The sequence below is a fragment of the Elioraea sp. Yellowstone genome (assembly GCF_006704265.1).
Classification (GTDB): Bacteria; Pseudomonadota; Alphaproteobacteria; order Acetobacterales; family Acetobacteraceae; genus Elioraea.
This window is the reverse complement of sequence record NZ_VIKA01000041.1, coordinates 1-25,731: the sequence shown is the minus strand read 5'-3', so window position 1 is coordinate 25,731 and position 25,731 is coordinate 1. Positions and strand designations below refer to the sequence as shown.

The following is a 25,731-nucleotide window of genomic DNA, read 5'->3' as shown; positions in this document are numbered from 1 at the left end:
CATCGAGGGCTTCGCGCTGGCGCGGAACGGCCGCCTCGCGCCGCAGATCGGGCCGGTGGTGGCGCGCGACGGCCGCGCGGCGCAGCGGCTGATCGCGGCGGCGCTCGCGGCACTGCCGACGGGCGCGAGCGTGGTGATCGATCTCGCCGACGCACAGACCGAACTCGCCGCCTGGCTTGCCGGCCGGGGTGCGACACCGCAACGGCCGTTCACGCGCATGGCGCTCGGCACGGCTCCGCTGCCCGGCGACCCGGCGCTGATCGTCGCGCCGATCGGGCCGGAGTTCGGATGAACGACGCACCCGCCGGCGGCTCGCCGCGCGCCCAGGCGACGCGCAGGCGCATCCTCGATGCGGCGATCGCCGAGTTCACCGCCAAGGGGCTGGACGGCGCGCGGGTGGACGAGATCGCCGCGCGGGCGGGCGCCAACAAGCGCATGCTCTATGCCTATTTCGGCTCCAAGGAGGACCTCTGGCTCGCCGCCCTGGAAGCCGTGTACGGCGCGATGCGCGCCGAGGAGAGCCGGATCGACATCGAGCATCTCTCGCCCGAGGAGGGCATCGCCGAGCTCGTGCGCTTCAAGCTGCGCTACACGGCCGCGCATCCGGAGGTGGTCGCGCTGCTGACCAGCGAGAACCTGCATCGCGCGCGCTATCTCCGCCGGTCCAGCCGGGTGCCGGCGCTCTACTCGCCGGTGGTGGCGATGCTCGAGACGCTGCTTGCGCGCGGCGCGGCAGAGGGGCGGTTCCGCGACGGCGTTGATCCCGTGCAGCTCTACATCTCGCTCACGGCGCTGTCGCACTTCTATCTGGCGAACGGCCACACCCTGTCGGTGATCTTCGGCCGCGACCTCCTGAGCGAACAGGCGATCGCGGCGCGCGAGGCGCACGCGGTGGAGGTGATCCTGGGGTTCCTGCGCCGGCCGCGTTGACAGCGTGGCGCCACGAGGTAACCATCCGGTTACTCGATCGGGAGGAACGATGGGCCTGCGCTGGCAGGACTGGCCGGAACCGGTGCTTGCGACGCTGCGGGCGGGCTGCGTCATCCCGGCGCATCCGCTCGCGCTGGACGAGCGGCGGCGGCTCGATCCGCGCCGTCAGCGCGCGCTCAGCCGCTACTACCTCGCTGCCGGCGCGGGCGGGCTCGCGGTCGGCGTCCATACCACCCAGTTCGCGATCCGCGAGGCCGGGCTCTACGAGCCCGTGCTGCGGATCGCCGCGGAGACGGCAGCAGAGGCCGCCCGTCCCATCCTGCTGGTCGCCGGCGCGATCGGGCGGACGGCGCAGGCCGTGGCGGAAGCGCGGATCGCGCGGGGCTGCGGCTACCAAGCCGTGCTCCTGAGCCTCGCGGCGATGAAGGGCGCCTCCGAGGACGAGCTCGTCGCGCACTGCAGGGCGGTTGCGGCCGAGATGCCGCTGTTCGGCTTCTACCTCCAGCCCGCGGTCGGCGGCGTGCCGCTCTCCGCGCGGTTCTGGCAGCGTTTCGCCGCGATCGAGAACGTCGTCGCGATCAAGATCGCGCCCTTCGACCGCTACGCCACGCTCGACGTGCTGCGCGGCGTGGTGCTGGCGGGCGCGGAGGCGCGCATCACGCTCTACACCGGCAACGACGACCACATCCTGGCCGACCTCCTCACGCCCTTCGTCGTGCGCGCGGAAGGCCGCGAGGTGACGCTGCGCTTCAGGGGGGGCTTGCTCGGCCACTGGGCGGTGTGGACCAAGACCGCGGTCGATCTGCTCGCCCGCGTGCATGCCGCCCAGCCGGGCGATCCCGCACTTCTCTCGCTCGACGCGCGCGTGACCGACTGCAACGCTGCGTTCTTCGACGCCGCCAACGGCTTCCGCGGCTGCATCGCCGGCATCCACGAGGTGCTGCGCCGCCAGGGGTTGCTGCGCGGCATCTGGTGCCTCGATCCGGCCGAGGATCTTTCGCCTGGCCAGGGCGCCGAGATCGATCGCGTGTACCGCGACCACGCGGACCTCGCCGACGACGACTTCGTGCGTGCGCATCTGCACGCGTTCCTGAGCTGACGGAGGACCGATGCCAGAGACCCGACGTCTCGGCCTGATCATGCATGGCATCACCGGGCGGATGGGCATGAACCAGCACCTGATCCGCTCGATCGCCGCGATCCGCGCCGAGGGCGGTGTCGCGTTGAAGGACGGGTCGCGCGTGATGCCCGATCCGATCCTGATCGGCCGGAATGCCGAGAAGGTCCGGGCTCTCGCCGCCGCGCATGGGGTCGAGCGCTGGGGCACCGACCTCGCCGTGGCGCTGGCCAATCCGGACGACACCGTGTTCTTCGATGCCGGCACGACGCAGATGCGCGCGGAGCTCCTGCGCCGCGCGATCGCGGCCGGCAAGCACGTCTACTGCGAGAAGCCGACCGCCGCGACGCTCGCCGACGCGCTCGACCTCGCGCGCCGCGCCGAGGCCGCGGGGCTGAAGAACGGCGTGGTGCAGGACAAGCTGTTCCTGCCCGGGCTGCGCAAGCTGAAGATGGTGATCGACAGCGGCTTCCTCGGCCGGCTGCTCTCCGTGCGCGGCGAGTTCGGCTACTGGGTCTTCGAGGGCGACTGGCAGCCGGCGCAGCGCCCGTCCTGGAACTACCGCAAGGCCGAGGGCGGCGGGATCATCCTCGACATGCTCTGCCACTGGCGCTACGTGATCGACAACCTGTTCGGTCCCGTCACGGCGGTGAGCTGCCTCGGCGCGACGCACATCCCGCGCCGCTGGGACGAGGCGGGCGAGCCCTATGTCGCCGATGCCGACGATGCCGCCTACGCGACCTTCACCCTCGACTCCGGCGCGGTGGTGCAGATCAACTCCTCCTGGTGCACGCGCGTGCGCCGCGACGACCTCGTCACCTTCCACGTGGACGGCACGCATGGCAGCGCGGTCGCCGGGCTGCACCGCTGCTGGACGCAGGCGCGCGTCAACACGCCGAAGCCCGTGTGGAACCCGGACCAGCCGCAGACGATCGACTTCTTCCGCACCTGGGACGAGGTGCCGGACAGCACGCCGTATCCGAACGCCTTCCGCGCGCAGTGGGAGATGTTCATCCGCCACGTGATGGAGGGCGCGCCCTTCCCGCACACGCTGCGCGAGGGAGCGAAGGGCGTGCAGCTCGCCGAGGCCGGGCTCCGCTCCTGGGCCGAACGGCGCTGGATCGACATCCCCGCATTGGACCCGTGAACATGCCGACGATCACCCTGCCGACCGGCGACCGCCGGCTCGCGCCCTTCACCACAAGCCCGCCGCGCGACTTCCCGAAGGCGGCGCCGCCCTTCAACCGCGTCGCCTTCGCCGCCGCGCACGTGGTCGCCGATCCGCTCGCCGACTGCGATCCCTGGCTCGACGTCGCGATCGACTGGGACCGCACCATCGCCTACCGCCGCCATCTCTGGTCGCTCGGCCTCGGAGTCGCCGAGGCGATGGACACGGCACAGCGCGGCATGGGGCTCGACTGGACGGCCTCGCTCGAGCTGATCCGCCGCAGCCTGGAGGCGGCGCGGGACATCCCCGGCGCGATGATCGCCTGCGGCGCCGGCACGGACCATCTGGCACCCAGCCCCGACGTGACGCTCGACGACGTGATCGCCGCCTACGAGCACCAGGTGGGCGCGGTCGAAGCGCTCGGCGGCCGGGTGATCCTGATGGCGAGCCGCGCGCTCGCCCGCGCCGCGCGCGGCCCCGACGACTACCTCCATGTCTATCACCGCGTTCTGTCGCAGGTGCGCCAGCCCGCGATCATCCATTGGCTGGGCGAGATGTTCGACCCGGCACTCGCCGGCTACTGGGGCTCGGCGGACCACTGGCAGGCGATGGAGACCTGCCTGGCCATGCTGCACGCGAATGCTTCGGCGATCGACGGCATCAAGGTCTCGCTGCTCGACAAGGAGAAGGAGATCGCGATGCGCCGGCGCCTGCCGAAGGGCATCCGCATGTACACGGGCGACGACTTCAACTACGCCGAGCTGATCGCCGGCGACGAACAGGGCCACTCGGACGCGCTGCTCGGCATCTTCGATCCGATCGCGCCGGCGGCGGCCGCAGCGCTCGGCAGCCTGCACCGCAACGACCTTGCGACCTTCCACGCCATCCTCGGCCCGACCGTGCCGCTCTCGCGCCACGTCTTCAAGGCGCCGACGCGGTTCTACAAGACCGGCGTGGTGTTCCTCGCCTGGCTGAACGGGCATCAGGACCATTTCGTCATGGTCGGCGGCCAGCACTCGGCGCGCTCGCTGCCGCATCTCGCCGAGCTGTTCCGCCTTGCCGATGCCGCAGGCCTGCTGCGCGATCCGGAGATGGCCTGTGCGCGGATGCGGAGCCTGCTCGCCACGCACGGCGTGCATTGATGGCGGACCTCGCGCGCCTCTCTCTGAACACCGCGACCGTGCGCGAGCATTGGGACCTCCCCGCCTGCATCGAGGGCTGCGCGCGCCACGGCATCCGCTGGATCGGGCCATGGCGCGACGGGCTCGCGACCTACGGCGTCGCACGCGCCGCGCGGCACATCCGCGACGCCGGGCTGAAAGTGTCCGGCCTCTGCCGCGGCGGCTGGTGGACCGCAGGCACGCTCGCGCAGGCGATCGAGGACAACCGCCGCGCGATCGATGAGGCGGCGGCGATCGGCGCCGCCTGCCTCGTCATCGTCAACGGCGGACTGCCGGAAGGCTCGCGCGACCTCGCGGCCGCGCGCGCACGCTGTCTCGAGGGCCTCGCCGCCGTGCTGCCGCACGCGCGCGCGGCCGGCGTGCCGCTCGCGCTCGAGCCGCTGCACCCGATGACCTGCGCCGACCGCTCGGTGCTCTCCACCACCGCCCAGGCGCTCGACTGGTGCGACGCGCTGGGCAAGGGCGTCGGTATCGCGCTCGACGTCTACCACATCTGGTGGGACCCCGAGGTGCTGGCGCAGATCAGCCGCGCGCGCGGCCGCATCCTCGGCTTCCATGTCTGCGACTGGCTGAGGGAGACGCGCGATCTCGTCACCGATCGCGGCATGATGGGCGACGGGGTCGCCGACATCGCGGGGCTGCGCGCGGCGGTGGATGCCGCCGGCTACGACGGCCCGATCGAGGTCGAGATCTTCTCGTCGCGCGACTGGTGGACGCGCGATCCGGACGAGGTGCTGGACGTGATGAAGCGGCGTTTCGAACGCTGCGTGTGAGGGAGGGACCGATGCTGACCCGACGCCTGATCATGGTCGCGACGGCGCTTCTGCCCGCCGCGGCGGTGGCCCAGCCCTGGGCGCCCTCGCGCCCGGTGCGCCTGGTCGTGCCGTTTCCCGCCGGCGGGGCGACCGACGTGGTGGCGCGCGTGCTCGGCGAGCACATGTCGGGCACGCTCGGCCAGCCCGTGGTGGTGGAGAACCGCACCGGCGCGGGCGGCAATGTCGGCGTGGAGAACGTCGTGCGCAGCCCCGCCGACGGCCACACCCTGCTGATGGGCACGATGGGCACGCTGACGATCAACCCGCACCTCTATCGCGGTCTCGCCTTCGATCCCGCGCGCGACCTCGTCGGCATCGGCATGGCGTTCGAGACCGTGCACGTTCTGGTCGTGCATCCCTCCGTGCCGGCGGCGACGGTGGCCGAGCTCATCGCGCTTGCCAAGGCCGAGCCGGCCCGTCTGGCCTACGGCTCAGCGGGATCGGGCAGCTCGACGCACATGGTCGCCGAACTGTTCCGCCTCACCGCCGGGATCGAGCTGACGCATGTTCCGTATCGCGGCTCCGCACCCGCGCTGAACGACACGGTCGCCGGGACCGTTCAGCTCATGCTTGACCAGTTGCCCTCCTGCATCGGCCAGGTGCAGGCAAGGCGGCTGCGCGCGCTCGCCGTGACGGGGACTGCGCGGCATCCGCTGCTGCCCGAAGTGCCGACCATGGCGGAGGTCGGGCTCCCCGGCGCCGCCGCGACCTCCTGGGGCGCGGTGATGGCGCCCGCCGGCACGCCGGCGCCGGCGATCGCGCGGCTGAACGCGGCGCTGAACGCGGCGCTGGCGGACGGATCGGTCCGTGCACGGCTCGTTCAGGCCGGTGCCGATCCGATCTCCTCCTCGCCCGAGGCGGTGATGGAGCGCATGCGCGCCGAGACGGCGGTGTGGGGCCGGGTGGTGCGCGAGGCGAACATCACCGTCAACTGATCGGCCAGGCCGCCTTCGGCATCGGCTCCATCGCGGCGGTGTCGGGCAGCACCGCCGAGCCGAAGCCCGCGCAGTCGAGGCTTGCGAGATCCAGCATGCCGTCGGCGATCGCAAGGCGCGGGCCACGCTCCGTCGCGCGGTACAGCCCGGGATGCGCGGCGAGGAAACGGTCGGCCTCGGCGCGCGGGCGGCCCGAGAACCCGTCGACGAAGTGGTGGCCGTTGCGCTCGACGTGTTCGAGGCCGAGCAGTGCTACAAGCGCGAGATCCTGCTGCACGCACAGCCCCGCGAGCGTGGTCAGGTCCTCGCCGCTCATGAAGTAGCGCAGGCCGCCCTCGGCCTCGTTCCACGACCGGCAGCGCGCGAGGTTGACCAGGCTCTTGTAGAAGCCCTTGCAGGCCTTCGAGGAGACACCGCTGTAACCTCGTTGCCGCGCGGCGAGGAAGGCGTCCAGCGTGCCATCGCTCTCGTCCACGATCACCGCGCGGTGCGCGGCGAGCGGCGCCATGTCGGCGGCGAGCGCCGTGGCGCGTCTCACCGGCTGCTCGATGAACAGCACCGAGTCGCGCAGCGTGGCGAGCCGCGGTTCCGCCTCGATCGCGCGCCACAGCGCGAGCGCACCCTCGGCATCCGCGTACTGCTCGTTGCCGTCGAGCGTGGCGCGACAGCCGGGAGCGAGACGGTCCAGCACCGCGGCGATGCGGCAGAGGCGGTCGACATCGGCGGCAACGTCGCCGCCGACCTTCAGCTTGAAGAAGGTGTGGCGATAGGTCGTGCACACCTCTTCCAGCGTCTCGGGCAGCCCGTCCTCCACGCGCGACCCGGGCGGCTGGTCCGCAGCCGTGATCGGGTCGACCAGGCCGACGGTGTGGCGTGCAGCGATGCGCCGACGCGGCGCGAGGCCGGCGAGGAAGCGGTCCCAGTCGAAGCCGTCGAGATCGGTGATCACCGGGTGGGGCGTCATGCCCGCGATATTGGCGCGCATTCCGGTGGCGAAGGAGACGCCCTGCGCACGCAGCACGGCATCGAGGATCGCGCGATCGAGCAGGGCAGGGCCGAAGCCCGCCACCAGGGGCGGCAGACGCTCCGTCGCGGCGCGCGCCATGACCTCGGCGTAGCTGTTCGCGAACAGCCCGAAGGGCGTCTGGGATCCGGCGGTGCGATAGGCGTCGCAGGCGATCTCGATCGCGCGGCGAAGCTGGTGCTCGTTCTGCTCGTCGGTCAGCGCCGGGTCCTTGTCGAACCACTTCGCCGCCAGGGTCTCGGCGGCCATCCCCTCGGCGGTACGGCCGCTCTCCAGGCGGATGCGCGCACGCAGCACCGCCTGGCGGCCATGCGTGACCGTGATCACGCCGAAGCGGAAGGGCAGGCGCAGGCGGAACGGCCACTCGAAGGCCTGCACCTCCTCGAGCGTGATGCGGGGGGCGGTCATGGCAGCGTCTCCAGGAGGCCCTGCAGGTAGCCGATCGCGCGCGCCGCACAACCGGGGCCGTCTGGGATGTAGGCGAACGGCTCGATCGCCGCGGTTCCGCCGTAGCCATGCGCGCGCAGGGCGGCGAGGATCGGGCCGAACCGCAACGCCCCCTGGCCGGGCGCGTGCCGGTTCGGATCGTTCAGGTGCACATGCGCGATCAGCCCCGTTGGCAGCCAGCGTTCGATCAGCGCCGCGACCGGCTCGGTCTCGGTGTTGGCCGCCGCGCAGGTGTCGAGCATGGTGCGGAGCGCCGGATTGCCGATCGCACGCACGATCCCGGCCGCCTCTTCGATCGTATTGACGAAGGCGGTCTGGCCACGGTCGAGCGGCTCGATGCAGTAGGTCACCCCGGCTGCGCGGGCGCGCTCGCCGGCGAAGGCGAAGGCCTCGATGCCGCGGGCGCGGGCGCCGTCCTGCGCCACGCCCTCGGGCAGTGCGCGCTGGGCCGGCGAGCCGTGCACCAGATGCGTCGCCCCGAGCGCGGCGGCGAGGTCCACCAGCCCGGCGATCACGTCGAGCGTGCGCCGGCGCACGGCCGGATCGCCGCTGGTGATCGAGAGCCCGGCGGGCGTGACCAGCAGCCAGTGCAGCGAGGTGATGGCGATGCCGGCCTCGGCGGCGGCGCGGCGCAGCGCGGCGATCTCGGCCGCCGGCAGGCGGTGCGGCTCGTCCCCCAGCGTGAACGGCGCGAGCTCGATGCCCTGGTAGCCGAGGGCGGCGGCGAGCGCGCACTGTGCGGGAAAGGAGAGCTCGCGCACCACCTCGTTGCAGAGGCTGAACCGCATCACGCGAGCGCCACGACGGCGCCGGTCCGGCTCGCCTCGCGCGCGGCATCCAGCACGCGGGCGACCGCGACCCCGGCGTCACGCAGCGTGGCGACCGGTGCGGCCTCGCCGCGCAGCACGCGCAGGAAGTGGTCGAACTGGCGCGCCATCACCTCGGGCGGATCGGCCGCCGGAGCGGCAATGTCCGCGGGCTCCGCATAGTCGGGCACGAGGATCGCGCCCGCGCGGCGGTGCCGGCCGCGCCAGAGCGTCAGCCGCTCCTCGCTCAGGCTGAAGCGCACGACGCCCTCGGTGCCGGTCACCACGAGCTCCTTGGTCGAGAGTGTTCCTGGGACGAACGGATCCGGGGTCGCCCCGGGCAGGCGGTAGCCGGCCTCGACGATCGCGGTCGCGCCCGACGGGAAACGCATCTGCACCGCCGCGAGATCGTCGTGGCCGCGGCCCTCGTCGTCGCGCAGGATCGCGAACACGCGCGACGGGACGTCGCCGACGAGCCACAGGATCAGGTCGATGAAGTGCACGGCGTCGTTGGCGAGCGGACCGCTGTCGGCGCGCATGCGCTTGATGCCGAGGAAGCGGGCGGAGAGGTGCAGCAGCCGTCCGACCGCGCCCTCCTCCACCAGCGCCTTCAGCGCCGCGCCCTTGGGATGGCAGCGGAGATACATGCCGACCTGCACGGGCACGGCCGCGGCCTCGGCGCGGCGGAGCAGGTCGCGCGCCTCGTCCGCCGTCGGTGCGGCGGGCTTCTCCAGGAAGAGCGGCTTGCCGGCCGCGATCACGGCCGCGGCGATGGCATGGTGCGTGTCGGTCGGCGTCAGCACGTCCACGAGCTCGGCCTCGGCCAGTGCCGCGCGCCAGTCGGCCACCGCGCGCGCACCTGGAGCATGACGCGCGAGGATCTCCGCGAGATCCGGGCGCGGATCGGCAACCGTCAGCGAGTCCGCAAGCCCGAGCCGCGCCCAGCCGGCGAGATGCGCCGGCCCGAAATTCCCGCAGCCGATCTGCAGCACGCGCAACCCGCTTCCCCCCTTTGCTTGACGCGCCGGTTCGATCCGGTGAACCATCAGGTAACCAACAAGTTACCCGCAAGAGGGAGAGAGGTCCATGAAGCGCCGCACCTTCGTCGGTCTCGCCGCATCCGCGGCCGTCATGCCCGCGCTGCCGGCGGTCGCGCAGGCCTATCCGTGGAAGCCGGAGCGGCCGGTCACGATCATCGTGCCCTGGGCGGCCGGCGGCTCGACCGACCAGATGGCACGCGTGCTGGCCGCCGAGCTCGAGAGCGAGCTCGGCCAGCGCTTCGTCGTGGTGAACCAGCCGGGCGCCTCGGGCTCGATCGGCACCAGGAACGCGCTCGAGGCGCCGCGCGACGGCTACACCTGGGCGGCAGGCGCGGCGGTGGATGTCGGCACCTACAAGGTGCTCGGCCTGCTGGACACCATGCTGTCGGACTGGCACCTGTTCTTCGCCGTCGCGAACGTCTCGGTGATCAGCGTCAACCCGACCACGCCGTTCCGCGACTTCGGCCAGCTCCTGGACGCGCTGAAGACGCGCGGCGACAGCATCCCGGTCGCGACCGCGGGGCTCTCCTCGGCCGGCCACAACATGATGGAGATGATCCGCGCCGCGGTGCCGGAGCTGAAGTACCGCCACGTCACCTACGAGGGCGGCAACCCCGCCGTCGTCGCGACGGTCGCCGGCGAGACCCAGGCGGTGGCGCAGCTCCTGGTCGAGATGACCGAGATGATCCGCGGCAACCGGCTGCGCCCGCTGGTGGCGCTATCGGACAAGCCGGTGACGCTCGCGGGCTTCGGCGAGATCCCGCCGATCACCAGGTGGGTGCCCGGCATGGTCGCGCCGGTGAACTACTTCGGCATCTGGATCCCGAAGGGCGCGCCGGAGCCGGTTGTGCGCACCATGTCGATGGTGTGGGACCGCAGGATCGCCAACAGCGAGGCGCTGAAGGCGTACGCCGCGAACCGCAGCGCGGTGTTCACGCCGCTGCACGGCGAGGAGGCGTACAAGGGTGCGATGCAGATGGTGACGCGCACCGCCTGGCTCTACCACGACGCGGGCAAGACGAAGCTCTCGCCCGACTCGGTCGGCATCGCACGGCCCTGAGCGGTTTCCGCATGAACGGAGACCGCTCGGAGCGGTCCTTGCGGGGACTGCCACGCACACCGCCCGGTCCGGCCATGTGCGATCGGCTCTAGGCGCGCGGTGGCGGACGAGAGCGCAGCAAGCCACGTCACCCCGCCGCCCAAGGCGCGCACCGACCTGATCACGGCCGCGGTGCTGCTCGCCTTCGCGGCCGCGGCGTTCGCGGGCGCGTGGGCGATGCCGACCTTCACCGACCGCGGCGGCGATCCGTTCACCGCGCCCGGCATCGTGCCGGGCTTCCATGCGGTGATCATCGGCGTGCTGTCCCTGGTGCTCGGCGTGCGCGCGGTGCTGCGCGGCGCGCTCCGCGCCGATGGCGGGCCGCCGCCGGAATGGCGCCGGGTGGAGGGGGCGTCGAACCTGCGCCTCGCGCTCGCGGCTGCGCTCGGGGTCGGTCTGGTGTTCGGGCTGATCGGCCGCGTGCCGTTCTGGATCGCGGCGGCGGTGTTCGTCGCGAGCTTCACCATCCTGTTCGAGTGGCCGATCACGCCGAGGGAGCAGCGGCTCCGGCGCATCGCCGAGGGCATCGCGCTCGGGCTCGTCACCGGCGTCGTCGTGACTCTGGTGTTCGAGCGCCTCTTCCTGGTGCGGCTGCCGTGACGCAGCTCGCCATGCTGGGCGACGCCTTCGCGTCGCTGATGACGGTCGCGACGTTGTTCAACGTCGCCTGGGCGACGCTGCTCGGCATCGTGATCGGCGCGCTGCCGGGGCTGACCGCGACCATGGGGGTCGCGCTGATGACGACGCTGACCTACCGGATGGAGCCGGATGCGGCGATCCAGATCCTGATCTGCATCTATGTCGGCGCGATCTACGGCGGCAGCCGGTCGGCGATCCTGCTGAACATCCCGGGCACCCCGGCCTCGGCCTGTTCGACGCTCGACGGATATCCGCTCGCGCGCCGCGGCGAGGCGGGCCGCGCGATGGGGATCTCCACCTCTGGCTCCTGGCTCGGCACGCTGGTGGGAACGAGCATGGTGGCGCTGCTCACGCCCACGCTCGGCGAGATGGCGCTGAGCTTCGGCTCCTACGAGTTCTTCTGGATCGCCGTGTTCGGCATCGTGATCGCGGGGACGCTCTCGGGCGGCGATCCGCTGAAGGGCTACATCGCCGGCTTCCTCGGCCTGTTCGTTTCGACGATCGGCCAGGAGACCAACCACGCCTATGCGCGCTACGCCTTCGGGGATCCGAATCTCGCCGGCGGGATCAGCCTGCTGCCGGCCCTGGTCGGCGCCTTCGGCGTGGCCGAGGTGCTGCAGGTGATGCGCGGGCCGCGCATGGAGCCGGTGACGAGCACGCTGGACAGCGTGATCCCGCGCCTCGAGGACGTCACGCGGCACTGGCGCACGATCCTCCGCTCCGGGCTGATCGGCACCTTCGTCGGCGCCCTGCCTGGGCTGGGCGAGGACATCGCGGCGTGGACCTCCTATGCGGCGGCGCGGCGCGCCTCGAAGGAGAAGGAGCTCTACGGCCGGGGCAGCGTCGAGGGGCTGATGAGCGCCGAGACGGGCGAGAGCGCCTGCGTGCCGGGCGCGATCATTCCGGTGCTGACGCTGGCGGTGCCGGGCTCGGCGCCGGCGGCGGTGCTGCTCGCGGCGATGATGATCCACGGGTTGAACCCGGGGCCGATGCTGATCGTCACCGCGCCGCACTTCATCTACCGCGTGGTGGCGATGCTGGTGCTCGCCGACATGGCGAAGCTGCTGTTCGGGCTGTTCCTGGTGCGGCCGCTGCTGTGGATCCTGCTGGTGCCGCGCGAGCGGCTGATGCCTGTCGTGTTCGTGCTGTGCTGCGTCGGCGCCTATGCGATCGCGTCGCGCCAGTTCGACATGGGCGTGATGCTGGTGTTCGGGCTGATCGGCTTCGTGCTGCGCGACCTGAAGTTCCCGGTCGCGCCCTTGATCCTGGGCCTGGTGCTGGGGGATCTTCTGGACAAGAACCTGCTGCGCGGCCTGACGCTGACGGCGGGCGACGTGACGCCGTTCTTCACGCGGCCGGTGAGCGCGGTGCTGTGCGCGATCACCTTCGGGTCGGTGCTGCTGTCGGTGCCGGGCTTGCGGGCGCGGGCGGCGCGGCTCCTGGCACGGTAGCGGGGCGCCCGGCGAGGCGCGCCGTCGTCAGCGGAATGGCGGGTGCGGGGACAATGGGGAGAGGTTTCCGGTTGCTTCGCTGGTCCGCGCGCCAGCGCCGCGTGGCCCCTGGCGCCGGAAGGATGGGCGGATGCGCGCCGCGGCACCGCCATGAGCGCGTTGTCGGAGTCTTTTACACCCCATTCATGAATCCGCTGCGATTCGACCGTGTTGACGTCGGATTCTTTTACACTCCGTGTCAACGCGGCAGCGCCTCGCACTCAACTTACTGAATATAAAGCAAATTTTTTTGTGGCATGCGGTTTGCTCTGTAAAGCTTGCCGGTTGGCAACGGGTTTCTCGGGGAGAATGACAATGCTGGTACGCAGTCTGGCAGCGGCGACGGTGATCGGGGGGCTGATGAGCTCGACCGCGCTGGCGCAGGGGTTCCTGGTCAGCAACAACGGCTTGGTCGCCATCGGCGTGGACGCTGGCGGCTTCCTGAATATCGACGCGACCCCGCTCGGCGGTCCGTCCACCGACAACGCCGGATCCCTCGGCATCGCCTACAACTTTTCCGGCCAGGGCGGCCGTACGGGCTGGCAGGATGCGCTCTCGCCGGGTTGCCTCTGCGAGGACCTGGGCGTGGCCGGCAACGGTCTCGGCAGCGCGATCGGCGGCAACTCCGGCAATATCGGGGTGACCGTGGGCGCCGACGTCTTCGTGCCGGGCACCTCCCACACCTCCACCATCACCGCCGCGGCCGGGCTGACGGTGACGCAGGTGCTCACCAAGAGCGCCGAGACGACGACCGGCGCGCTGTTCAATGCCAAGGTCACGATCACCAACTCCACTGGCGCGACGGTCACGGGCGTGCAGTATGCGCGTGCGATGGACTGGGACGTGCCGCCGACCGAGTTCAACGAGTTCGTCGAGCATGCCGGCGTGGTGATCGGCCCGGGCAATCTGCTGCACGCGACGGACGACGGCTTCGCCTCCGCCAACCCGCTGACCGCCATCCTCAACAGTGGCATCGCGGTGGTGCCGAACACGAACGGCGACCAGGGCGGCATCGCCGACCATGGCAGCCTGTTCGTGTTCGGCTTCGGCGATCTCGATGACGGCGAGTCGGTCACCTTCGACATCTTCTACGGCGCCGGCGCCAACCGGGCCGACGCGCTCGCTCTCGTCACCGCAGTGAGCGCCGAGCTCTACAGCCTCGGCTACAGCTCGGTCGGCGGCACGCGCCAGGACGAGCTGCCCGTGTATGTCTTCGCCTTCTCCGGCGTCGGCCTGCCGCCGATCGGCGTGCCCGCCCCGGCCGGCCTCGGCCTGTTCGGGCTGGCGCTGCTCGGCCTCGCCTGGGCGAAACATCGCCGCGCCTGATCCGGACGCTGCGGGTCTGAGGGGGGCGGTGCAGGCCGGCGCCGCCCCTCTCGCGTGCCTGCCGCTTTCCTTTGCGGCCCGGCGCGGGCACGATGATGCGATGCAGGACACTCTCCGCCCGGCCGGCGCGGCCGAGGGACGGTTCGTCTCATGACAATGCTCCCGATCCTGGCCACCCTTCTGGCGCTCGCCGTCGCAGCACCGGCGCCAGCGGCCTCCATCCTGCCAGAGGCCAGGGAGACGGCGCCCGCCGGGCCAGGCCCGGCGGCGCAGGGCTTCGCGGCGATCGCGCGCGGCGATCTCGACGCGGCCGAGCGGCACTTCACCGCCCTGCGGCAGGCCGATCCCGCCGCGCCCGCAGCGTGGCTGGGCCTGGCCGAGGTGGCGGCCCGCCGCGGCAACGTCGCGGAGACCGAGCGGCTCCTGCGCGCCGGCATCGCCCAGGCACCGCATTCGTCGCATCTGCATCGGGCGCTCGGACGGCTGATGGCGCAGCGCGGCGACCCGGAAGGAACGGTTGCTGCCTTCGTCGCGGCCCAGCAGGCGCAGCCGGACGAGGCGCTGAGCTATTTCGAGCTTGCCGAGATCCTGCACGAGCGCTTCGGCCAGGCTGAACGGGCGCTCCCCTTCTATGCGGCGGCGCTCGAGCGCGATCCGCGCCACTGGAAGGCCGCCTACGGTCGCGGTCTGGCGCTCGCGCGCGCCGGCCGGCCGGCGGAGGCCTTGAGCGTGCTCGCGGAGGCGGCCCGGCTCGGTCCGCACTCGCCCCTTCCCGACTACGCGCGCGCCCAGATCCTGATGCGCCAGAACCGCCCGCAGGAGGCGCTCGCGGCCTTCGACGCTGCGCTTGCGCGCGACCCCGAGCTCGTCCCGGCGCGGCTCGGCAAGGGCGGGGTCCTGCTCGGCCAGGGTCGTCCACGCGACGCAATCCCGGAGTTCGAGCACGCGCTCGCCCGCGTACCGAACGAGGTGAACGCGCTGCTGGGCCTCGGCATGGCACGCCAAGCGGAAGGCGATGCCGTCGGCGCCGAGGCCGCGTTCCGTGCCGTGCTCGCCCGGACGCCGCAGCACCCGATCGCGCTCAACAACCTGGCCTGGCTGACGGTGGAGCGCGGCGGCGATCTGGACGAGGCGGTGCGCTGGGCCGAGGCCGCGGTGACGGCCTTGCCGAACGATCCGTCAGTGATCACCACGCTCGGCTGGGTGCGGCGCGCGCGCGGCGAACTGCCACAGGCCGAGGCGGCGCTGGCGCAGGCAGTGACGCTGCAGCCGAATGCCGACCGCCTGACGCGGCTGGCGATGGTGCGCGCGGCAATGGGGCGACGCGACGAGGCACTGGCCGATCTTCGGCGGGCGCTCGAGTTGCAGCCAGGCTACGCACCGGCGCGGCAGGAACTGGAGCGGATCCAGCGGAACTGAACAACCAGCGGGGGACCAAGGTGGTCGCCCCACGCCCCTATCCGGAGAGGGCCGCTCCCGGGGCGAGGGGCCTGCGGCCCCCGGCTCAGGTGTTCATCGCGTCGAAGAAATCCTGGTTGGTCTTCGAGTACTTCAGCTTGTCGAGCAGGAAGTCCATCGCATCCTGCGGACCCATCGGCATCAGGATCCGCCGCAGTACCCACATCTTCGCCAGGGTGCCGCGATCGACCAGAAGCTCCTCCTTGCGCGTGCCGGACTTCGTGATGTCGATCGCCGGGAAGGTGCGCTTGTCGGACAGCTTGCGGTCCAGGATGATCTCCGAGTTGCCGGTGCCCTTGAACTCCTCGAAGATCACCTCGTCCATGCGGCTGCCGGTGTCGATCAGGGCGGTCGCGATGATCGTGAGCGACCCGCCCTCCTCGATGTTGCGCGCCGCGCCGAAGAACCGCTTCGGCCGCTGCAGGGCGTTCGCGTCCACGCCGCCGGTCAGCACCTTGCCCGACGAGGGCACCACCGTGTTGTAGGCGCGCGCCAGACGCGTGATCGAGTCGAGCAGGATCACCACGTCCTTCTTGTGCTCGACCAGGCGCTTGGCCTTCTCGATCACCATCTCGGCGACCTGCACGTGGCGCGTCGCCGGCTCGTCGAAGGTGGAACTCACCACCTCGCCGCGCACGGTGCGCGCCATGTCGGTCACCTCCTCGGGCCGCTCGTCGATCAGCAGCACGATCAGGTAGACCTCGGGATGGTTGTGCGCGATCGAGTTGGCGATGTTCTGCAGCATCACCGTCTTGCCGGTGCGCGGCGGCGAGACGATCAGGCCACGCTGGCCCTTGCCGATCGGGCAGATCAGGTCGAGCACGCGCGGCGTGTAGTCCTTCTGCACCCCCTTCTGCACGCCCTCCTTGGAGCCGGACTTGTCCTCGATCTCCATCTTCAGCCGCTTCTCGGGATAGAGCGGCGTCAGGTTGTCGAAATTGATGCGATGCCGCACCGCCTCGGGCGGCTCGAAGTTGATCTGGTTGACCTTCACCAGCGCGAAGTAGCGCTCGCCGTCCTTCGGCGCGCGGATCTGGCCCTCCACCGTGTCCCCGGTCCGCAGCCCGAACCGCCGCACCTGGCTGGGCGAGACGTAGATGTCGTCCGGCCCCGGCAGGTAGTTCGCCTGCGGGCTGCGCAGGAAACCGAAGCCGTCGGGCAGGATCTCGAGCACGCCGTCGCCGTAGATCGCCTGGTCGTTGTCGGCGAGCGTCTTGAGGATGGCGAACATCATGTCCTGCTTGCGCAGGGCGGAGGCGTTCTCGATGTTGAGGCTTTCCGCGAACGCCAGGAGGTCCGAGGGGCTCTTGGCTTTCAGTTCCGCGAGGTGCATGGCAGGCAGGGCCTTCGGTTCTGTCGGGCAGGCCGGGCCGGAACGGGCGGACCCGGTCGATCGGGGAGGGGACGGCGCGGCGGGCGAATGGAACCCGGCGCGGTGCCGTAGGGGGAGGTGCCGTCGGCGTCCGGTGCGGCCGCTTCACCCGGGACGGGCCGGATGCCCATCCTGCCAGGACCGCCGATGCGGACGCATCGCCACCGGTCCGGTTCTGTTGTCAGAGGCGAACGGCGCATGGCTGCGCCCGAGAGCTCCGGCACCCTAGTGGCGTGCCGCCCTCCCGTCAATCGGCAGGTGGTGGGCACGGAGGGGCAAGTCAAGCGGAGGTCAGAACGGCTTCACGATCACCATCACGACAATGACGATCATCGCCACCGTCGGCACCTCGTTCAGCACGCGGTAGTACTTCTGCGGCCGGCGGTTGCGGTCGTGCAGGAAGTCCTTGCGCCGCGCCATCAGCACATGGTGCACCCCGGTGACCACCAGGATGCCGAGCATCTTCAGGTGCCACCAGCCCGAGGACCAGTCGACCGCGCCGGGGGTGAGCACGAGCAGGATGCCGAAGGTCCAGACCGCGATGCTGGCCGGGTTCGCGATGTACTTGAGCAGCCGCCGTTCCATCACCTTGAAGCGCTCGCTCTCGGCCGACCCGGGCGGCACCTCGCAGTGATAGACGAACAGCCGGGGCAGGTAGAGCAGCGCGGCCATCCACGCGATCACCGCGATCACGTGCAAGGCCTTGATCCAGAGATAGAGCTCGGTCAGCACGGTCATGGGAGAACAAACCCTGGGCGGACCACGGTGGTCCCCCCAGACCCCCCTCTGGAGGGCGTCGCTCCCGCTGGTCGCGACGCGCGCACCGACCAGCGTCAGGCGCGCTCCAACGGGGGGGCCGGGGGGCACGGGCCCCATCGCGGCGCGCCGCGATGGGAACCCGCCAATCGCCCTCCGGCTCTACACCGATGCCTTCGCCGTCACAAACCCCCGCCGCGCATGCGGGCAATCCCCGTGCCGCTTCGGACAGGTGCGCGCGCCGCGGAAGCTGCACAGCGTCCGCTCGCCCTCGCGCGCGCGCCGCACCAGCGCCGCCAGCGCGGCGACGAACCCGGCATCGCTGTTCTGCGCCGGGGCGCGGAAATACCCCGGCACCCCCAGCGCCGCCGCCTCCTCGCGATACTCGACGTCCAGCTCCACCAGCGTCTCGCTGTGCTCCGAGACGAAGGCGATCGGCACCACCAGCACCGCCACCCTGTCGGCCCCGGCACGCTTCAGCTCCTCCTCGGTCGAGGGGCCGATCCATTTCTGCGGCGTCACCCGCGACTGGTAACAGACGACGTGGTCGAGTTCCGGCACGTCCATCGCCGCCGCCACCGCCGCGACCGTCTGCTCCACCTGCCACTGGTAGGGATCGCCCGCCGTGACGATGCTCTCCGGTAGGCCGTGGGCGCTGAACAGCACGCGCAGCGGCACCGACGGATCGAGCGAGCTCCGCGCCTCGTCATAGGCCCGCCGCACGATCGCGGCCGTCGCGCCGACGAAAGCCGGATCGGAGTGGTAGCAGCACACCACCCTGGTCGGCGCGACCAGCCCGGCCTTCGCCGCCGCCTCGCGCCAGGCATCGAGCGATGAACCCGTGGTGGTGGTCGAGAACTGCGGATAGAGCGGGAGCAGGATCACCTCGTCCGGACCCCAGGCCCTCACGGCCCGCGCGGTCTCGTCGCTCATCGGATGCCAATAGCGCATCGCGACGAAGCAGCGCGCCGTCATCTCGGGCGCGAGCGTCGCCTCGAGCGCACGGCCCTGCGCCTCGGTCAGTTCCAGGAGCGGCGACCGGCCGCCAAGGATCGCGTAGTTCTCGCTCGCCGGCCCGAGCCGGCGGCGCGTGATCAGCCAGGCGAGTGCCTGACGGATCGGCGCCGGCGCCCGGATGATCGCGGGATCGGAGAAAAGGTTGTAGAGGAAGGGGCGGACCGACTCGATCCGGTCCGGACCGCCGAGATTGAACAGCACAATCGCCACGCGCGGCTTGGCACGCGCCGTCCGCACGCGATCCGTCCTCTCGAGCACCGTCGCCGCATCCATGCCCGCCGCCTCCTGGTCCAGGCTTCCAGGTGGGGTCGCGGCCGCTTCCGTCCAGGCGGTCACGACGCGGCCCTGACCAGCGCGACAAGCTCGGCGACATGCTCGGGCGGGGTCTGCGGCACGATGCCGTGGCCGAGATTGACCACCCAGGGCCGACCCGCCACCGCCCGCATCAGGGTCGCGACCTCCTCGGCCAGGGCAGCACCGCCGGCCACCAGCGCCATCGGGTCGAGATTGCCCTGGCCGGTCACGCCCGCCGGCAGGATCCGGGCCGCCCAGGCCGCTGGCAGCGCCGTATCCAGGCCCACCGCCTGCGCGCCCGTCCCCTCGGCGTAGTCCCCCAGCATCGGCCCTGCCCCGCGCGGGAAGCCGATCAGCGGCACAGCCGGGAAACGGGCGCGCAGGGCCGCGGCGATGCGCGCCGTCGGCTCGATCACCCAGCGGCGGAACTGCGCGGGCGAGAGCACACCGGCCCAGGAGTCGAAGAGCATCAGCGCCTCGGCACCGGCCTCCACCTGCGCGGAGAGATAGTCGATCGTCGCCTCCTCGAGCCGTGCCACCAGCGCGCCGAACAGGCCGGGCTCGGCGAAGGCCATGCGTCGCGCCTCGGCGAAGTCGCGCGAGCCGCCGCCCTCGACCATATAGGCCGCGACCGTGAACGGCGCGCCGGCGAAGCCGATCAGGGTGACGCCGGGCGGCAGGGCGCCCCGGAGCCGCCGCACCGTCTCCATCACCGGTGCCCAGACGCCGCGCGCACGGGACAGATCCAGCGCCTCCACCTGCGCCCGGCTGGTCACGCGCTCGAGCACCGGCCCCTCGCCTTCGACGAAGCGGACGCCGTGGCCGAGCGCGAAGGGGGGCACCAGGATGTCGCTGAAGAGGATGGCGCCGTCCAGGCCGAAGCGGCGGATCGGTTGCAGCGTCACCTCGGTGGCGAGCTTCGGCGTGAGGCAGAAGCGCAGGAAATCCGGCTCGCGCGCGCGCAGTGCCCGGTACTCGGGCAGGTAGCGACCGGCTTGGCGCATCAGCCAGACCGGTGCCGGCCGGACGACCTCGCCCGCGAGCGCGACGAGCAGTGGCTTCCCGGTGGTCATCATGGCCTCCATGGTCCGCTCACCCCGACTTCAGAATCTCGAAAAGAGGAGTGTGGTGGCAGTGATAGTGGCTGTGGAAGATGGGGAACCATGGATGCCGGCGGTCGGTCCACAGTCCTGTCCACAGGCATGGCCTGGTGCAACACCGCATGGCGGACCGGCTCGCGGCGTTCCATGCCCTTGATCCCCGAAGGCCCTGTCGCCATCGTCCCGGGTGCCGACCCGGGGCGGCATGGGGCACGCTGTCGGCCCTGCCGCGTCGGCCGTCGCGGCCAGGACGGGGCTTGTCCCCGTTTTCCGCATCCGTCCACAGCGTGTCCGCATCGGTTCCCATGGCCCGCAGCCGGATCGACCTGCACCTGATCTCGGACGCGACCGGCGAGACGCTGAACAGCCTGGCGCGTGCGTGCCTCTCTCAGTTCGAGGGCATCGCCGCGGTGCAGCACCGCTGGCCGCTGATCCGCAGCCGCTTCCAGCTCGACCGCGTGCTGGCCGGGATCGAGCACGAGCCGGGCCCCGTTCTCTACACCCTCACCGACCGCTCGCTCCGCACCGAGCTCGAGAGCTTCTGCCAGCGCCTCGGCCTGCCGGCGGTGTCGGTGCTCGATCCCACGCTCGACATGCTCGCCGCCTATGTCGGTGCGGGCATCGCGGGCAAGCCGGGGCGGCAATACGTGCTGGACGCCGACTACTTCCGCCGCATCGACGCCATGCACTACGTGCTTGCGCATGATGACGGCCAGGGCGAAGAGGGCATCCTCGAGGCCGACGTGATCCTGGTTGGCGTGTCGCGTTCCTCGAAGACGCCGACCAGTTTCTATCTTGCCAATCGCGGCATCAAGGCGGCGAACGTCCCGCTGGTGCCCGGCGTGCCGCCGCCCGCGGTGCTGGACCGTGCCGACCGGCCGATCATCGGGCTGACCATCGCGGTCGATGCGCTGATCGAGATCCGTCGCCACCGGCTGAAGATGATCGGCGCCCAGGCCATGCAGGTGGAGGAGAGCGCCTATGTCGATCCCGAGGCGGTGCGGGCCGAGCTGGTCGCCGCCAAGCGGCTCTGCGCCGCGCGCGGCTGGCCGATGATCGACGTCACGCGCCGCTCGATCGAGGAGACCGCGACCACGGTGCTCCAGCTCATGGAGACTTGGCAGCAGCGCCGGGCCGAGGCGGCGCGCCCGACCGGGCCCTCGCCGTGACCCGGTTCCTCCAGGCCGAGACGCCCCCGCTGGTGCTCGCCTCCGGCTCGGCCACGCGCGCCGGGCTGCTGCGCGCCGCAGGGCTGGTCTTCGAGACCGCGGTTCCCGGGGTGGACGAGGCGGCGGTGAAGGAGGGCGCGCGCGCCGACGGTCTCGAGCCCGGCGAGTGCGCGTTGCTGCTGGCGGAGCTGAAGGCACGGCGGATCAGCGAACGGCAGCCGGGCGCGCTGGTGATCGGCGCCGACCAGATCCTGGTCTGTGGCGAGCGATGGTTCGACAAGCCGGACGGTCGTGCGGCCGCGGGCGAGCAATTGCGTGCGCTCGCCGGTGCGCGCCACGTGCTGGTCACGGCGGCGGTGGCGGTGCGCGGCGGCGTGCGCGTCTGGCAGCATCTCGCGACCCCGCGCCTGACGATGCGCGCGCTCAGCGACGCGGCGATCGAGGCGTATCTCGATGGCGCCGGCGCGGCGGTGACCCGCAGCGTGGGCGGCTATCAGGTCGAGGGTCTGGGCATCCGGCTGTTCGCGGCGATCGAGGGCGAGCACGGGGCGATCCTCGGCCTGCCCGTCCTGCCGCTCCTCGGCTTCCTGCGTCAGCACGGGGTGCTGCTCGACTGACCCATGCGCGCCGGCGATACGATGCGGGCACGATCCGGTCTTTACCGCGCCGCAATCGGTCGCGGATACTGTCGCACCGTGACCGCGACCGCCGTGATCCGCCGCCCATGAAGCCCGTGATCGGGATCTCCTGCTGCATGAAGCCGTTCGGCACCTACAACACGCCGAACCATGCCGCCTCCGACACCTATGTGCGGGCCGTCGATCTCGTGGTCGGTGGCCTGCCCTGCCTGATTCCGGCGATGGGCGAGCGGGCGGACGTGCGTGCCTGGCTCGGCCTGGTCGACGGGCTGGTGCTGACCGGCAGCCGCAGCAATGTCGAGCCGGCGCGCTACGGCGGCCCGCCGCACCCCGAGGGCACGCCCGAGGACCCGGCGCGCGACGCCGTCACCCTGCCGCTGATCCGCGCCGCACTGGCCGAAGGCGTGCCCCTGCTCGCGATCTGCCGCGGCATGCAGGAGCTGAACGTCGCCCTCGGCGGCACGCTCGACCAGCGCATCCAGGATCTGCCTAGTCGGATGGACCACTCGACGCCGTCCGAACAGGCGCTCTCGGCGGTACGGATCGGCAAGGCACACCGGGTAACGATCCGGCCTGGCTCGCCGCTTGCGGCGATCGTTGGGGCGCAGCAGCTGGCGGTGAACAGTCTTCACAATCAGGGGATCGCGTGCCTGGCACCGGGGCTGCGCGTCGAGGCGACGGCGCCGGACGGCACGATCGAGGCGGTCTCGGTGCCGGCGGCACCCGGCTTCGCGCTCGGCGTGCAGTGGCATCCGGAGTACGATTTCCAGACCGATGCCGCGAGCCGCGCGATCTTCGAGGCCTTCGGCAAGGCGGCGCGCGACCGGGCGGCCCGACGGGCTGCCCACCGGCCGGTGGTGCTCGCGGCGGAATAGAGCCACCCCAGGTTGTCGCCTCTACGGGAGCGGCGATGCAGCGCACCAAGGGGGGCTGTAGCGGCGCCCTCTTGTCGGTTATGGTGCACACTGGCGACGGACCGGACAGACCCCAGGCAGGCTCATTCCCTTGGACGACGAAACCCCCGCAGGCGCCTCGCTCGAGGCGCCAGTCAAGTTCTTCAATCGCGCGAAGGGCTTTGGCTTCGTGACCCTGCCGGACGGGCAGGACGTCTTCTTCCATGTCAGTTCGCTGACGCCGCTCGGACTGACCGCAGTGGACCAGGGCGATGTGCTGGTGTGCGAGGTCGGCCAAGTGCCGCGCGGCCGGCAGGTGACGCGGATCGTCGAGGTCAAACACGGTGCCGCGCCTGTGCCCGAGGGGACGCGGCCACCCCGGCGCGAATTCGGCGATCGTCCGCCGCGGCGCGAGTTCGGCGACCGCCCGCCGCGGCGCGAGTTCGGCAGTGGTGGCGGCTTCGGCGATCGTCCGCCGCGCCGGGATTTCGGTGACCGTCCGCCACGGCGCGAGTTCGGTGCCGGCTTCGGTGGCATGGGCGACCGCCCGCCGCGGCGCGAGTTCGGCGCGCGTTCCTTCGCGCCTGACGGTCCGTCCGAGATCGTCGCCGGCACGGTGAAGTTCTTCGACGTGCGCAAGGGCTTCGGCTTCATCGTGCCCGAGAACGGCACCGACGTGTTCGTCCCCCTGCGCGCGCTCGGCGCGATCACGCCGGAAAGCCTCACCCCCGGACGGCGCGTGAAGGCGACCGTCGTCACGGGGCCGAAGGGCCGCCAGGCGCTCAGCGTCGAGGTGCTGTAGCCGGCGCGGCGGCGAGCAGGTCGCGCAGCAGCGGGTTGGGAAAGCGCCTGCCCAGCGTGACGGCGTAGAAGCTCTCGGTCAGGCCCGGCACTGCGCAGAGCTCGCGCAGCGTGCCGTTCGCGAGTTCATCGCGCACCACCACCGGCGGCACCAGCGCGACGCCCGGGCCTTCGCGCGCGAGCAGCCGCAGCATCGCCATGTCGTCCACCTCGGCCAGGATGCGCGGCCGTACGCCTGCCTGTTCGGTCACGAGATCGAAGGCGGCGCGCAGACTCGAGGCATGCGAGGGCAGGAGCATCGGCAGCCCGTCCAGGTCGGCCGGAAAGCGCAGCCGGCGCCGCCGGTCGCGCGCGCGACCGACCAGGCTCGCCGGCTGCTGGTCGAGCAGCAGGCTCTGCCACGGCGTCTCCGCGTCGCGCGGCACGGCCGCGTTCGACAGCACGAGGTCGAGCGTGTGCGCGGCGAGCTGCGCGAGCAGCTCGGCGAGACTGCCCGAGCGCACCACGAGCTCGACATCCGCCCGGCCGAGCAGCGGCCGGAGCAGGGCGAGCTGGAAGTTGCGCGAGAGCGTGGCCACCGCGCCGACGCGCAGCACCTGCTGGGCCGCGGCCTGGCCCTTCAGCCGGGCGACCAGCTCGTCTCCGGTGCGGAAGATGGTCTCGGCGTGGTCCAGCGCGATCCGTCCCGCCTCGGTGAGGATCAGCCGGCGGCCGATGCGGTCGAACAGGGCGTGGCCGAGCGCCTCCTCGAGGGCGCGGAGCTGGATGGAGAGCGCCGAGGGGGCGACGTTCAGCCGCCGCGCCGCGCCGGTGAGGCTGCCCGCGCGCGCGATGGCGCGGAACTGCCGCAGGTGATGGTAGTTGAGGGCGATCACTGACCGTTCGTTCCCATAGAACGAAAGACTATATACTTTGAATTTTCAAGAATGAAACCGCTGCGCTAATGCAGCCGCATCCTTTCCTGTCCGGACCGAACCGCCCATGCTGGATGCGCTGCCAAGCCTCGCTGCCCTCCTCGGCTGCCTCGCCTGTCTCGCCGCCGGTGCCGTCGCGCGCGGCGACGGCCGGCCGTGCGGCTGATCCCGGCAGCGGGCCAGGCCGCCTTCGCCGCTGCCGTGCTGGCCGCCGTCGCGCTTGCGGCCGGCGCCGACGGCACGGCAGGCGGGCTGGCCCGGATCGCGCGCCTCGATGCCCTCTCCGCCGCCATGCTGCTGCTAGTCGCCGGGCTCGGCCTCGTCGTGCTGCGCTACAGCCGCACCTATCTCGCCGGCCATCCGCGCCGCGGCGCCTTTCTCGGCGATCTCGCGCTGACGATCGGCGCGGTGCAGCTCCTCGTGGTCGCGGGCGATCTCGTCCTCCTCGCCGCGGCCTGGATCGGCACCAGCCTCGCCCTGCACCGTCTGCTCGTCTTCTTCCCGGAACGGCGCATGGCGCAGCTCGCCGCGCGCAAGAAGTTCGTCTTCAGCCGCGCAGGCGATCTCTGCGTGCTCGCCGCCACCGCGATCCTCGCCATCACGGTCGGCACGACCTCGCTCGACGCGGTGCTCGGCGCGGCGCGCGCGGGCGGGGACCACGTGGCCGGGGGGCTCGGCGCCGCCGCGGTGCTGGTCGCAATCGCGGCGGTGCTGAAATCGGCGCAGATGCCCTTCCATGTCTGGCTGCCCGAGGTGATGGAGACGCCGACCCCGGTCTCGGCGCTGCTGCATGCCGGCATCGTCAACGCCGGCGGCTACCTCGTGATCCGGCTGGCCGATCTCGTGCTGGTCTCGGATGCCGCGCTCGCCCTGCTCGCCCTGTTCGGCGCCGTGACGGCGCTCGCCGGGGCGGCGGTGATGCAGGCCCAGACCAGCGTGAAGGGCGCGCTCGCCTGGTCCACGGTCGCGCAGATGGGGTTCATGACCCTTCAGTGCGGGCTCGGCGCGTTCCAGGCGGCCTTCCTGCACATCGTCGCGCACGGGCTCTACAAGGCCCATGCCTTCCTCTCCGCCGGATCGGTCCTCGCCGACCCCGTGGCCACGCCGGCGCTCGACCGGCCGTGGCGGCTCGCGGCCTGGCTGGCGGTCGCCGCACTGGCGGTGGGCGGCGGTGCGGTCGCGCTCGGCGTCGATCCCCTCGCCGCGCCGGGGCCGGTGCTGTTCGCCCTGGTGCTGGGCTTCGGCCTGGTCCACCTGCTCTGGCACGCCTCCGCGGGCGGCAGCGACGCGCGGGCCTTGGGC

At 71.7% G+C, this 25,731-nt stretch carries 25 protein-coding genes; 17 read left to right on the top strand and 8 right to left on the bottom strand.

Annotated features, from left to right (window positions below):
- The 7 genes from FK498_RS19255 to FK498_RS08215 all read left to right on the top strand — a co-directional run.
- Nucleotides 1-292, top strand: a 292-nt coding sequence (locus FK498_RS19255) for a hypothetical protein (protein WP_370510886.1), incomplete at its 5' end; no start/stop codon positions are given.
- The gene (locus FK498_RS08240) at nucleotides 289-930 is read left to right on the top strand and encodes a TetR family transcriptional regulator (RefSeq protein ID WP_141853448.1); all 642 of its coding nucleotides are present in this window, start codon (nucleotides 289-291) and stop codon (nucleotides 928-930) included. The genes FK498_RS19255 and FK498_RS08240, both read left to right, overlap by 4 nt.
- Nucleotides 931-979: 49 nt before the next feature.
- Nucleotides 980-2,029 carry a dihydrodipicolinate synthase family protein gene (locus tag FK498_RS08235; RefSeq protein ID WP_141853446.1) on the top strand — a complete coding sequence of 350 codons (1,050 nt, stop codon included), beginning with the start codon at nucleotides 980-982 and terminating at the stop codon, nucleotides 2,027-2,029.
- 10 nt (nucleotides 2,030-2,039) lie between these two features.
- Nucleotides 2,040-3,194: a Gfo/Idh/MocA family protein gene (locus FK498_RS08230; RefSeq protein WP_141853444.1), complete on the top strand. Its 1,155-nt coding sequence runs from the start codon at nucleotides 2,040-2,042 to the stop codon at nucleotides 3,192-3,194.
- A 2-nt stretch (nucleotides 3,195-3,196) separates the two neighbouring features.
- Entirely contained in the window at nucleotides 3,197-4,357 is a 1,161-nt protein-coding gene (locus tag FK498_RS08225) for a dihydrodipicolinate synthase family protein (protein WP_141853442.1), read from the top strand.
- Entirely contained in the window at nucleotides 4,357-5,169 is an 813-nt protein-coding gene (locus FK498_RS08220) for a sugar phosphate isomerase/epimerase (protein ID WP_141853440.1), read from the top strand. The genes FK498_RS08225 and FK498_RS08220 overlap by 1 nt, the downstream gene beginning before the upstream one ends.
- An 11-nt stretch (nucleotides 5,170-5,180) precedes the next feature.
- The gene (locus FK498_RS08215) at nucleotides 5,181-6,146 is read left to right on the top strand and encodes a tripartite tricarboxylate transporter substrate binding protein (RefSeq protein ID WP_141853438.1); all 966 of its coding nucleotides are present in this window, start codon (nucleotides 5,181-5,183) and stop codon (nucleotides 6,144-6,146) included.
- On the opposite strand, the gene FK498_RS08210 is transcribed toward FK498_RS08215, so the two are convergent.
- The 3 genes from FK498_RS08210 to FK498_RS08200 are packed head-to-tail and all read right to left on the bottom strand — an operon-like array spanning nucleotide 6,139 to nucleotide 9,415.
- A complete protein-coding gene (locus FK498_RS08210) occupies nucleotides 6,139-7,578 on the bottom strand; it encodes a mandelate racemase (protein ID WP_141853436.1) in 1,440 nt (479 codons plus the stop codon). The genes FK498_RS08215 and FK498_RS08210 overlap by 8 nt on opposite strands.
- Nucleotides 7,575-8,405 (bottom strand): sugar phosphate isomerase/epimerase, encoded by an 831-nt coding sequence (locus tag FK498_RS08205; RefSeq protein WP_141853434.1) that lies wholly within the window; start codon nucleotides 8,403-8,405, stop codon nucleotides 7,575-7,577. Before FK498_RS08205 ends, FK498_RS08210 begins: the two co-directional genes overlap by 4 nt.
- A complete protein-coding gene (locus tag FK498_RS08200) occupies nucleotides 8,405-9,415 on the bottom strand; it encodes a Gfo/Idh/MocA family protein (protein ID WP_161988352.1) in 1,011 nt (336 codons plus the stop codon). Before FK498_RS08200 ends, FK498_RS08205 begins: the two co-directional genes overlap by 1 nt.
- A gap of 94 nt (nucleotides 9,416-9,509) precedes the next feature.
- Here FK498_RS08200 and FK498_RS08195 point away from each other — a divergent pair, with 94 nt between their 5' ends.
- The 5 genes from FK498_RS08195 (at nucleotide 9,510) to FK498_RS08175 (ending at nucleotide 15,436) form a co-directional block, all read left to right on the top strand.
- A complete protein-coding gene (locus tag FK498_RS08195) occupies nucleotides 9,510-10,523 on the top strand; it encodes a tripartite tricarboxylate transporter substrate binding protein (RefSeq protein WP_141853431.1) in 1,014 nt (337 codons plus the stop codon).
- 99 nt (nucleotides 10,524-10,622) lie between these two features.
- Nucleotides 10,623-11,162: a tripartite tricarboxylate transporter TctB family protein gene (locus FK498_RS08190; RefSeq protein WP_161988351.1), complete on the top strand. Its 540-nt coding sequence runs from the start codon at nucleotides 10,623-10,625 to the stop codon at nucleotides 11,160-11,162.
- Nucleotides 11,159-12,652, top strand: coding sequence for a tripartite tricarboxylate transporter permease (locus tag FK498_RS08185; protein WP_141853426.1), 1,494 nt, complete (start codon nucleotides 11,159-11,161; stop codon nucleotides 12,650-12,652). Before FK498_RS08190 ends, FK498_RS08185 begins: the two co-directional genes overlap by 4 nt.
- A 354-nt stretch (nucleotides 12,653-13,006) precedes the next feature.
- Nucleotides 13,007-14,017, top strand: a complete 1,011-nt coding sequence (locus tag FK498_RS08180; protein ID WP_141853424.1) for a hypothetical protein — start codon at nucleotides 13,007-13,009, stop codon at nucleotides 14,015-14,017.
- A 150-nt stretch (nucleotides 14,018-14,167) separates the two neighbouring features.
- On the top strand, nucleotides 14,168-15,436 hold the full coding sequence (locus FK498_RS08175) for a tetratricopeptide repeat protein (protein ID WP_141853422.1): 1,269 nt from the start codon (nucleotides 14,168-14,170) through the stop codon (nucleotides 15,434-15,436).
- An 85-nt stretch (nucleotides 15,437-15,521) separates the two neighbouring features.
- On the opposite strand, the gene rho is transcribed toward FK498_RS08175, so the two are convergent.
- The 4 genes from rho to hemE all read right to left on the bottom strand — a co-directional run bounded on the left by rho (nucleotide 15,522) and on the right by hemE (nucleotide 19,990).
- Nucleotides 15,522-16,808 carry a transcription termination factor Rho gene (rho, locus tag FK498_RS08170; protein ID WP_141853420.1) on the bottom strand — a complete coding sequence of 429 codons (1,287 nt, stop codon included), beginning with the start codon at nucleotides 16,806-16,808 and terminating at the stop codon, nucleotides 15,522-15,524.
- A 330-nt stretch (nucleotides 16,809-17,138) separates the two neighbouring features.
- Complete coding sequence (gene hemJ, locus FK498_RS08165) at nucleotides 17,139-17,585, bottom strand: protoporphyrinogen oxidase HemJ (RefSeq protein WP_141853418.1); 447 nt, start codon at nucleotides 17,583-17,585, stop codon at nucleotides 17,139-17,141.
- Nucleotides 17,586-17,765: 180 nt separating this feature from the next.
- Nucleotides 17,766-18,893: a ferrochelatase gene (gene hemH / locus FK498_RS08160; protein WP_141853416.1), complete on the bottom strand. Its 1,128-nt coding sequence runs from the start codon at nucleotides 18,891-18,893 to the stop codon at nucleotides 17,766-17,768.
- Nucleotides 18,894-18,952: 59 nt separating this feature from the next.
- On the bottom strand, nucleotides 18,953-19,990 hold the full coding sequence (gene hemE, locus FK498_RS08155) for a uroporphyrinogen decarboxylase (RefSeq protein ID WP_141853450.1): 1,038 nt from the start codon (nucleotides 19,988-19,990) through the stop codon (nucleotides 18,953-18,955).
- Nucleotides 19,991-20,319: 329 nt separating this feature from the next.
- Between hemE and FK498_RS08150 the strand changes: the two genes are divergently transcribed.
- The 4 genes from FK498_RS08150 (at nucleotide 20,320) to FK498_RS08135 (ending at nucleotide 23,516) form a co-directional block, all read left to right on the top strand.
- Entirely contained in the window at nucleotides 20,320-21,183 is an 864-nt protein-coding gene (locus FK498_RS08150; protein ID WP_141853414.1) for a pyruvate, water dikinase regulatory protein, read from the top strand.
- Complete coding sequence (locus FK498_RS08145; RefSeq protein WP_141853412.1) at nucleotides 21,180-21,800, top strand: nucleoside triphosphate pyrophosphatase; 621 nt, start codon at nucleotides 21,180-21,182, stop codon at nucleotides 21,798-21,800. Before FK498_RS08150 ends, FK498_RS08145 begins: the two co-directional genes overlap by 4 nt.
- Before the next feature lie 107 nt (nucleotides 21,801-21,907).
- Nucleotides 21,908-22,696 (top strand): gamma-glutamyl-gamma-aminobutyrate hydrolase family protein, encoded by a 789-nt coding sequence (locus FK498_RS08140; RefSeq protein ID WP_141853410.1) that lies wholly within the window; start codon nucleotides 21,908-21,910, stop codon nucleotides 22,694-22,696.
- A 130-nt stretch (nucleotides 22,697-22,826) separates the two neighbouring features.
- The gene (locus FK498_RS08135; RefSeq protein WP_141853408.1) at nucleotides 22,827-23,516 is read left to right on the top strand and encodes a cold shock domain-containing protein; all 690 of its coding nucleotides are present in this window, start codon (nucleotides 22,827-22,829) and stop codon (nucleotides 23,514-23,516) included.
- Here FK498_RS08135 and FK498_RS08130 read toward each other — a convergent pair.
- On the bottom strand, nucleotides 23,497-24,390 hold the full coding sequence (locus FK498_RS08130) for a LysR family transcriptional regulator (protein WP_141853406.1): 894 nt from the start codon (nucleotides 24,388-24,390) through the stop codon (nucleotides 23,497-23,499). The genes FK498_RS08135 and FK498_RS08130 overlap by 20 nt on opposite strands.
- Before the next feature lie 195 nt (nucleotides 24,391-24,585).
- Here FK498_RS08130 and FK498_RS08125 point away from each other — a divergent pair.
- Nucleotides 24,586-25,731, top strand: a 1,146-nt coding sequence (locus FK498_RS08125) for a proton-conducting transporter membrane subunit (RefSeq protein ID WP_141853405.1), incomplete at its 3' end; no start/stop codon positions are given.

Excerpts from the sequence above, each read along its gene's own strand:
- FK498_RS08240 (WP_141853448.1), top strand. The coding sequence starts at position 289 with ATGAACGACGCACCCGCCGGCGGCTCGCCGCGCGCCCAGGCGACGCGC.
- FK498_RS08235 (WP_141853446.1), top strand. The coding sequence starts at position 980 with ATGGGCCTGCGCTGGCAGGACTGGCCGGAACCGGTGCTTGCGACGCTG.
- FK498_RS08230 (WP_141853444.1), top strand. The coding sequence starts at position 2,040 with ATGCCAGAGACCCGACGTCTCGGCCTGATCATGCATGGCATCACCGGG.
- FK498_RS08225 (WP_141853442.1), top strand. The coding sequence starts at position 3,197 with ATGCCGACGATCACCCTGCCGACCGGCGACCGCCGGCTCGCGCCCTTC.
- FK498_RS08220 (WP_141853440.1), top strand. The coding sequence starts at position 4,357 with ATGGCGGACCTCGCGCGCCTCTCTCTGAACACCGCGACCGTGCGCGAG.
- FK498_RS08215 (WP_141853438.1), top strand. The coding sequence starts at position 5,181 with ATGCTGACCCGACGCCTGATCATGGTCGCGACGGCGCTTCTGCCCGCC.
- FK498_RS08210 (WP_141853436.1), bottom strand. The coding sequence starts at position 7,578 with ATGACCGCCCCCCGCATCACGCTCGAGGAGGTGCAGGCCTTCGAGTGG.
- FK498_RS08205 (WP_141853434.1), bottom strand. The coding sequence starts at position 8,405 with ATGCGGTTCAGCCTCTGCAACGAGGTGGTGCGCGAGCTCTCCTTTCCC.
- FK498_RS08195 (WP_141853431.1), top strand. The coding sequence starts at position 9,510 with ATGAAGCGCCGCACCTTCGTCGGTCTCGCCGCATCCGCGGCCGTCATG.
- FK498_RS08180 (WP_141853424.1), top strand. The coding sequence starts at position 13,007 with ATGCTGGTACGCAGTCTGGCAGCGGCGACGGTGATCGGGGGGCTGATG.
- FK498_RS08175 (WP_141853422.1), top strand. The coding sequence starts at position 14,168 with ATGACAATGCTCCCGATCCTGGCCACCCTTCTGGCGCTCGCCGTCGCA.
- rho (WP_141853420.1), bottom strand. The coding sequence starts at position 16,808 with ATGCACCTCGCGGAACTGAAAGCCAAGAGCCCCTCGGACCTCCTGGCG.
- hemJ (WP_141853418.1), bottom strand. The coding sequence starts at position 17,585 with ATGACCGTGCTGACCGAGCTCTATCTCTGGATCAAGGCCTTGCACGTG.
- hemH (WP_141853416.1), bottom strand. The coding sequence starts at position 18,893 with ATGGATGCGGCGACGGTGCTCGAGAGGACGGATCGCGTGCGGACGGCG.
- hemE (WP_141853450.1), bottom strand. The coding sequence starts at position 19,990 with ATGATGACCACCGGGAAGCCACTGCTCGTCGCGCTCGCGGGCGAGGTC.
- FK498_RS08150 (WP_141853414.1), top strand. The coding sequence starts at position 20,320 with ATGGCCCGCAGCCGGATCGACCTGCACCTGATCTCGGACGCGACCGGC.
- FK498_RS08140 (WP_141853410.1), top strand. The coding sequence starts at position 21,908 with ATGAAGCCCGTGATCGGGATCTCCTGCTGCATGAAGCCGTTCGGCACC.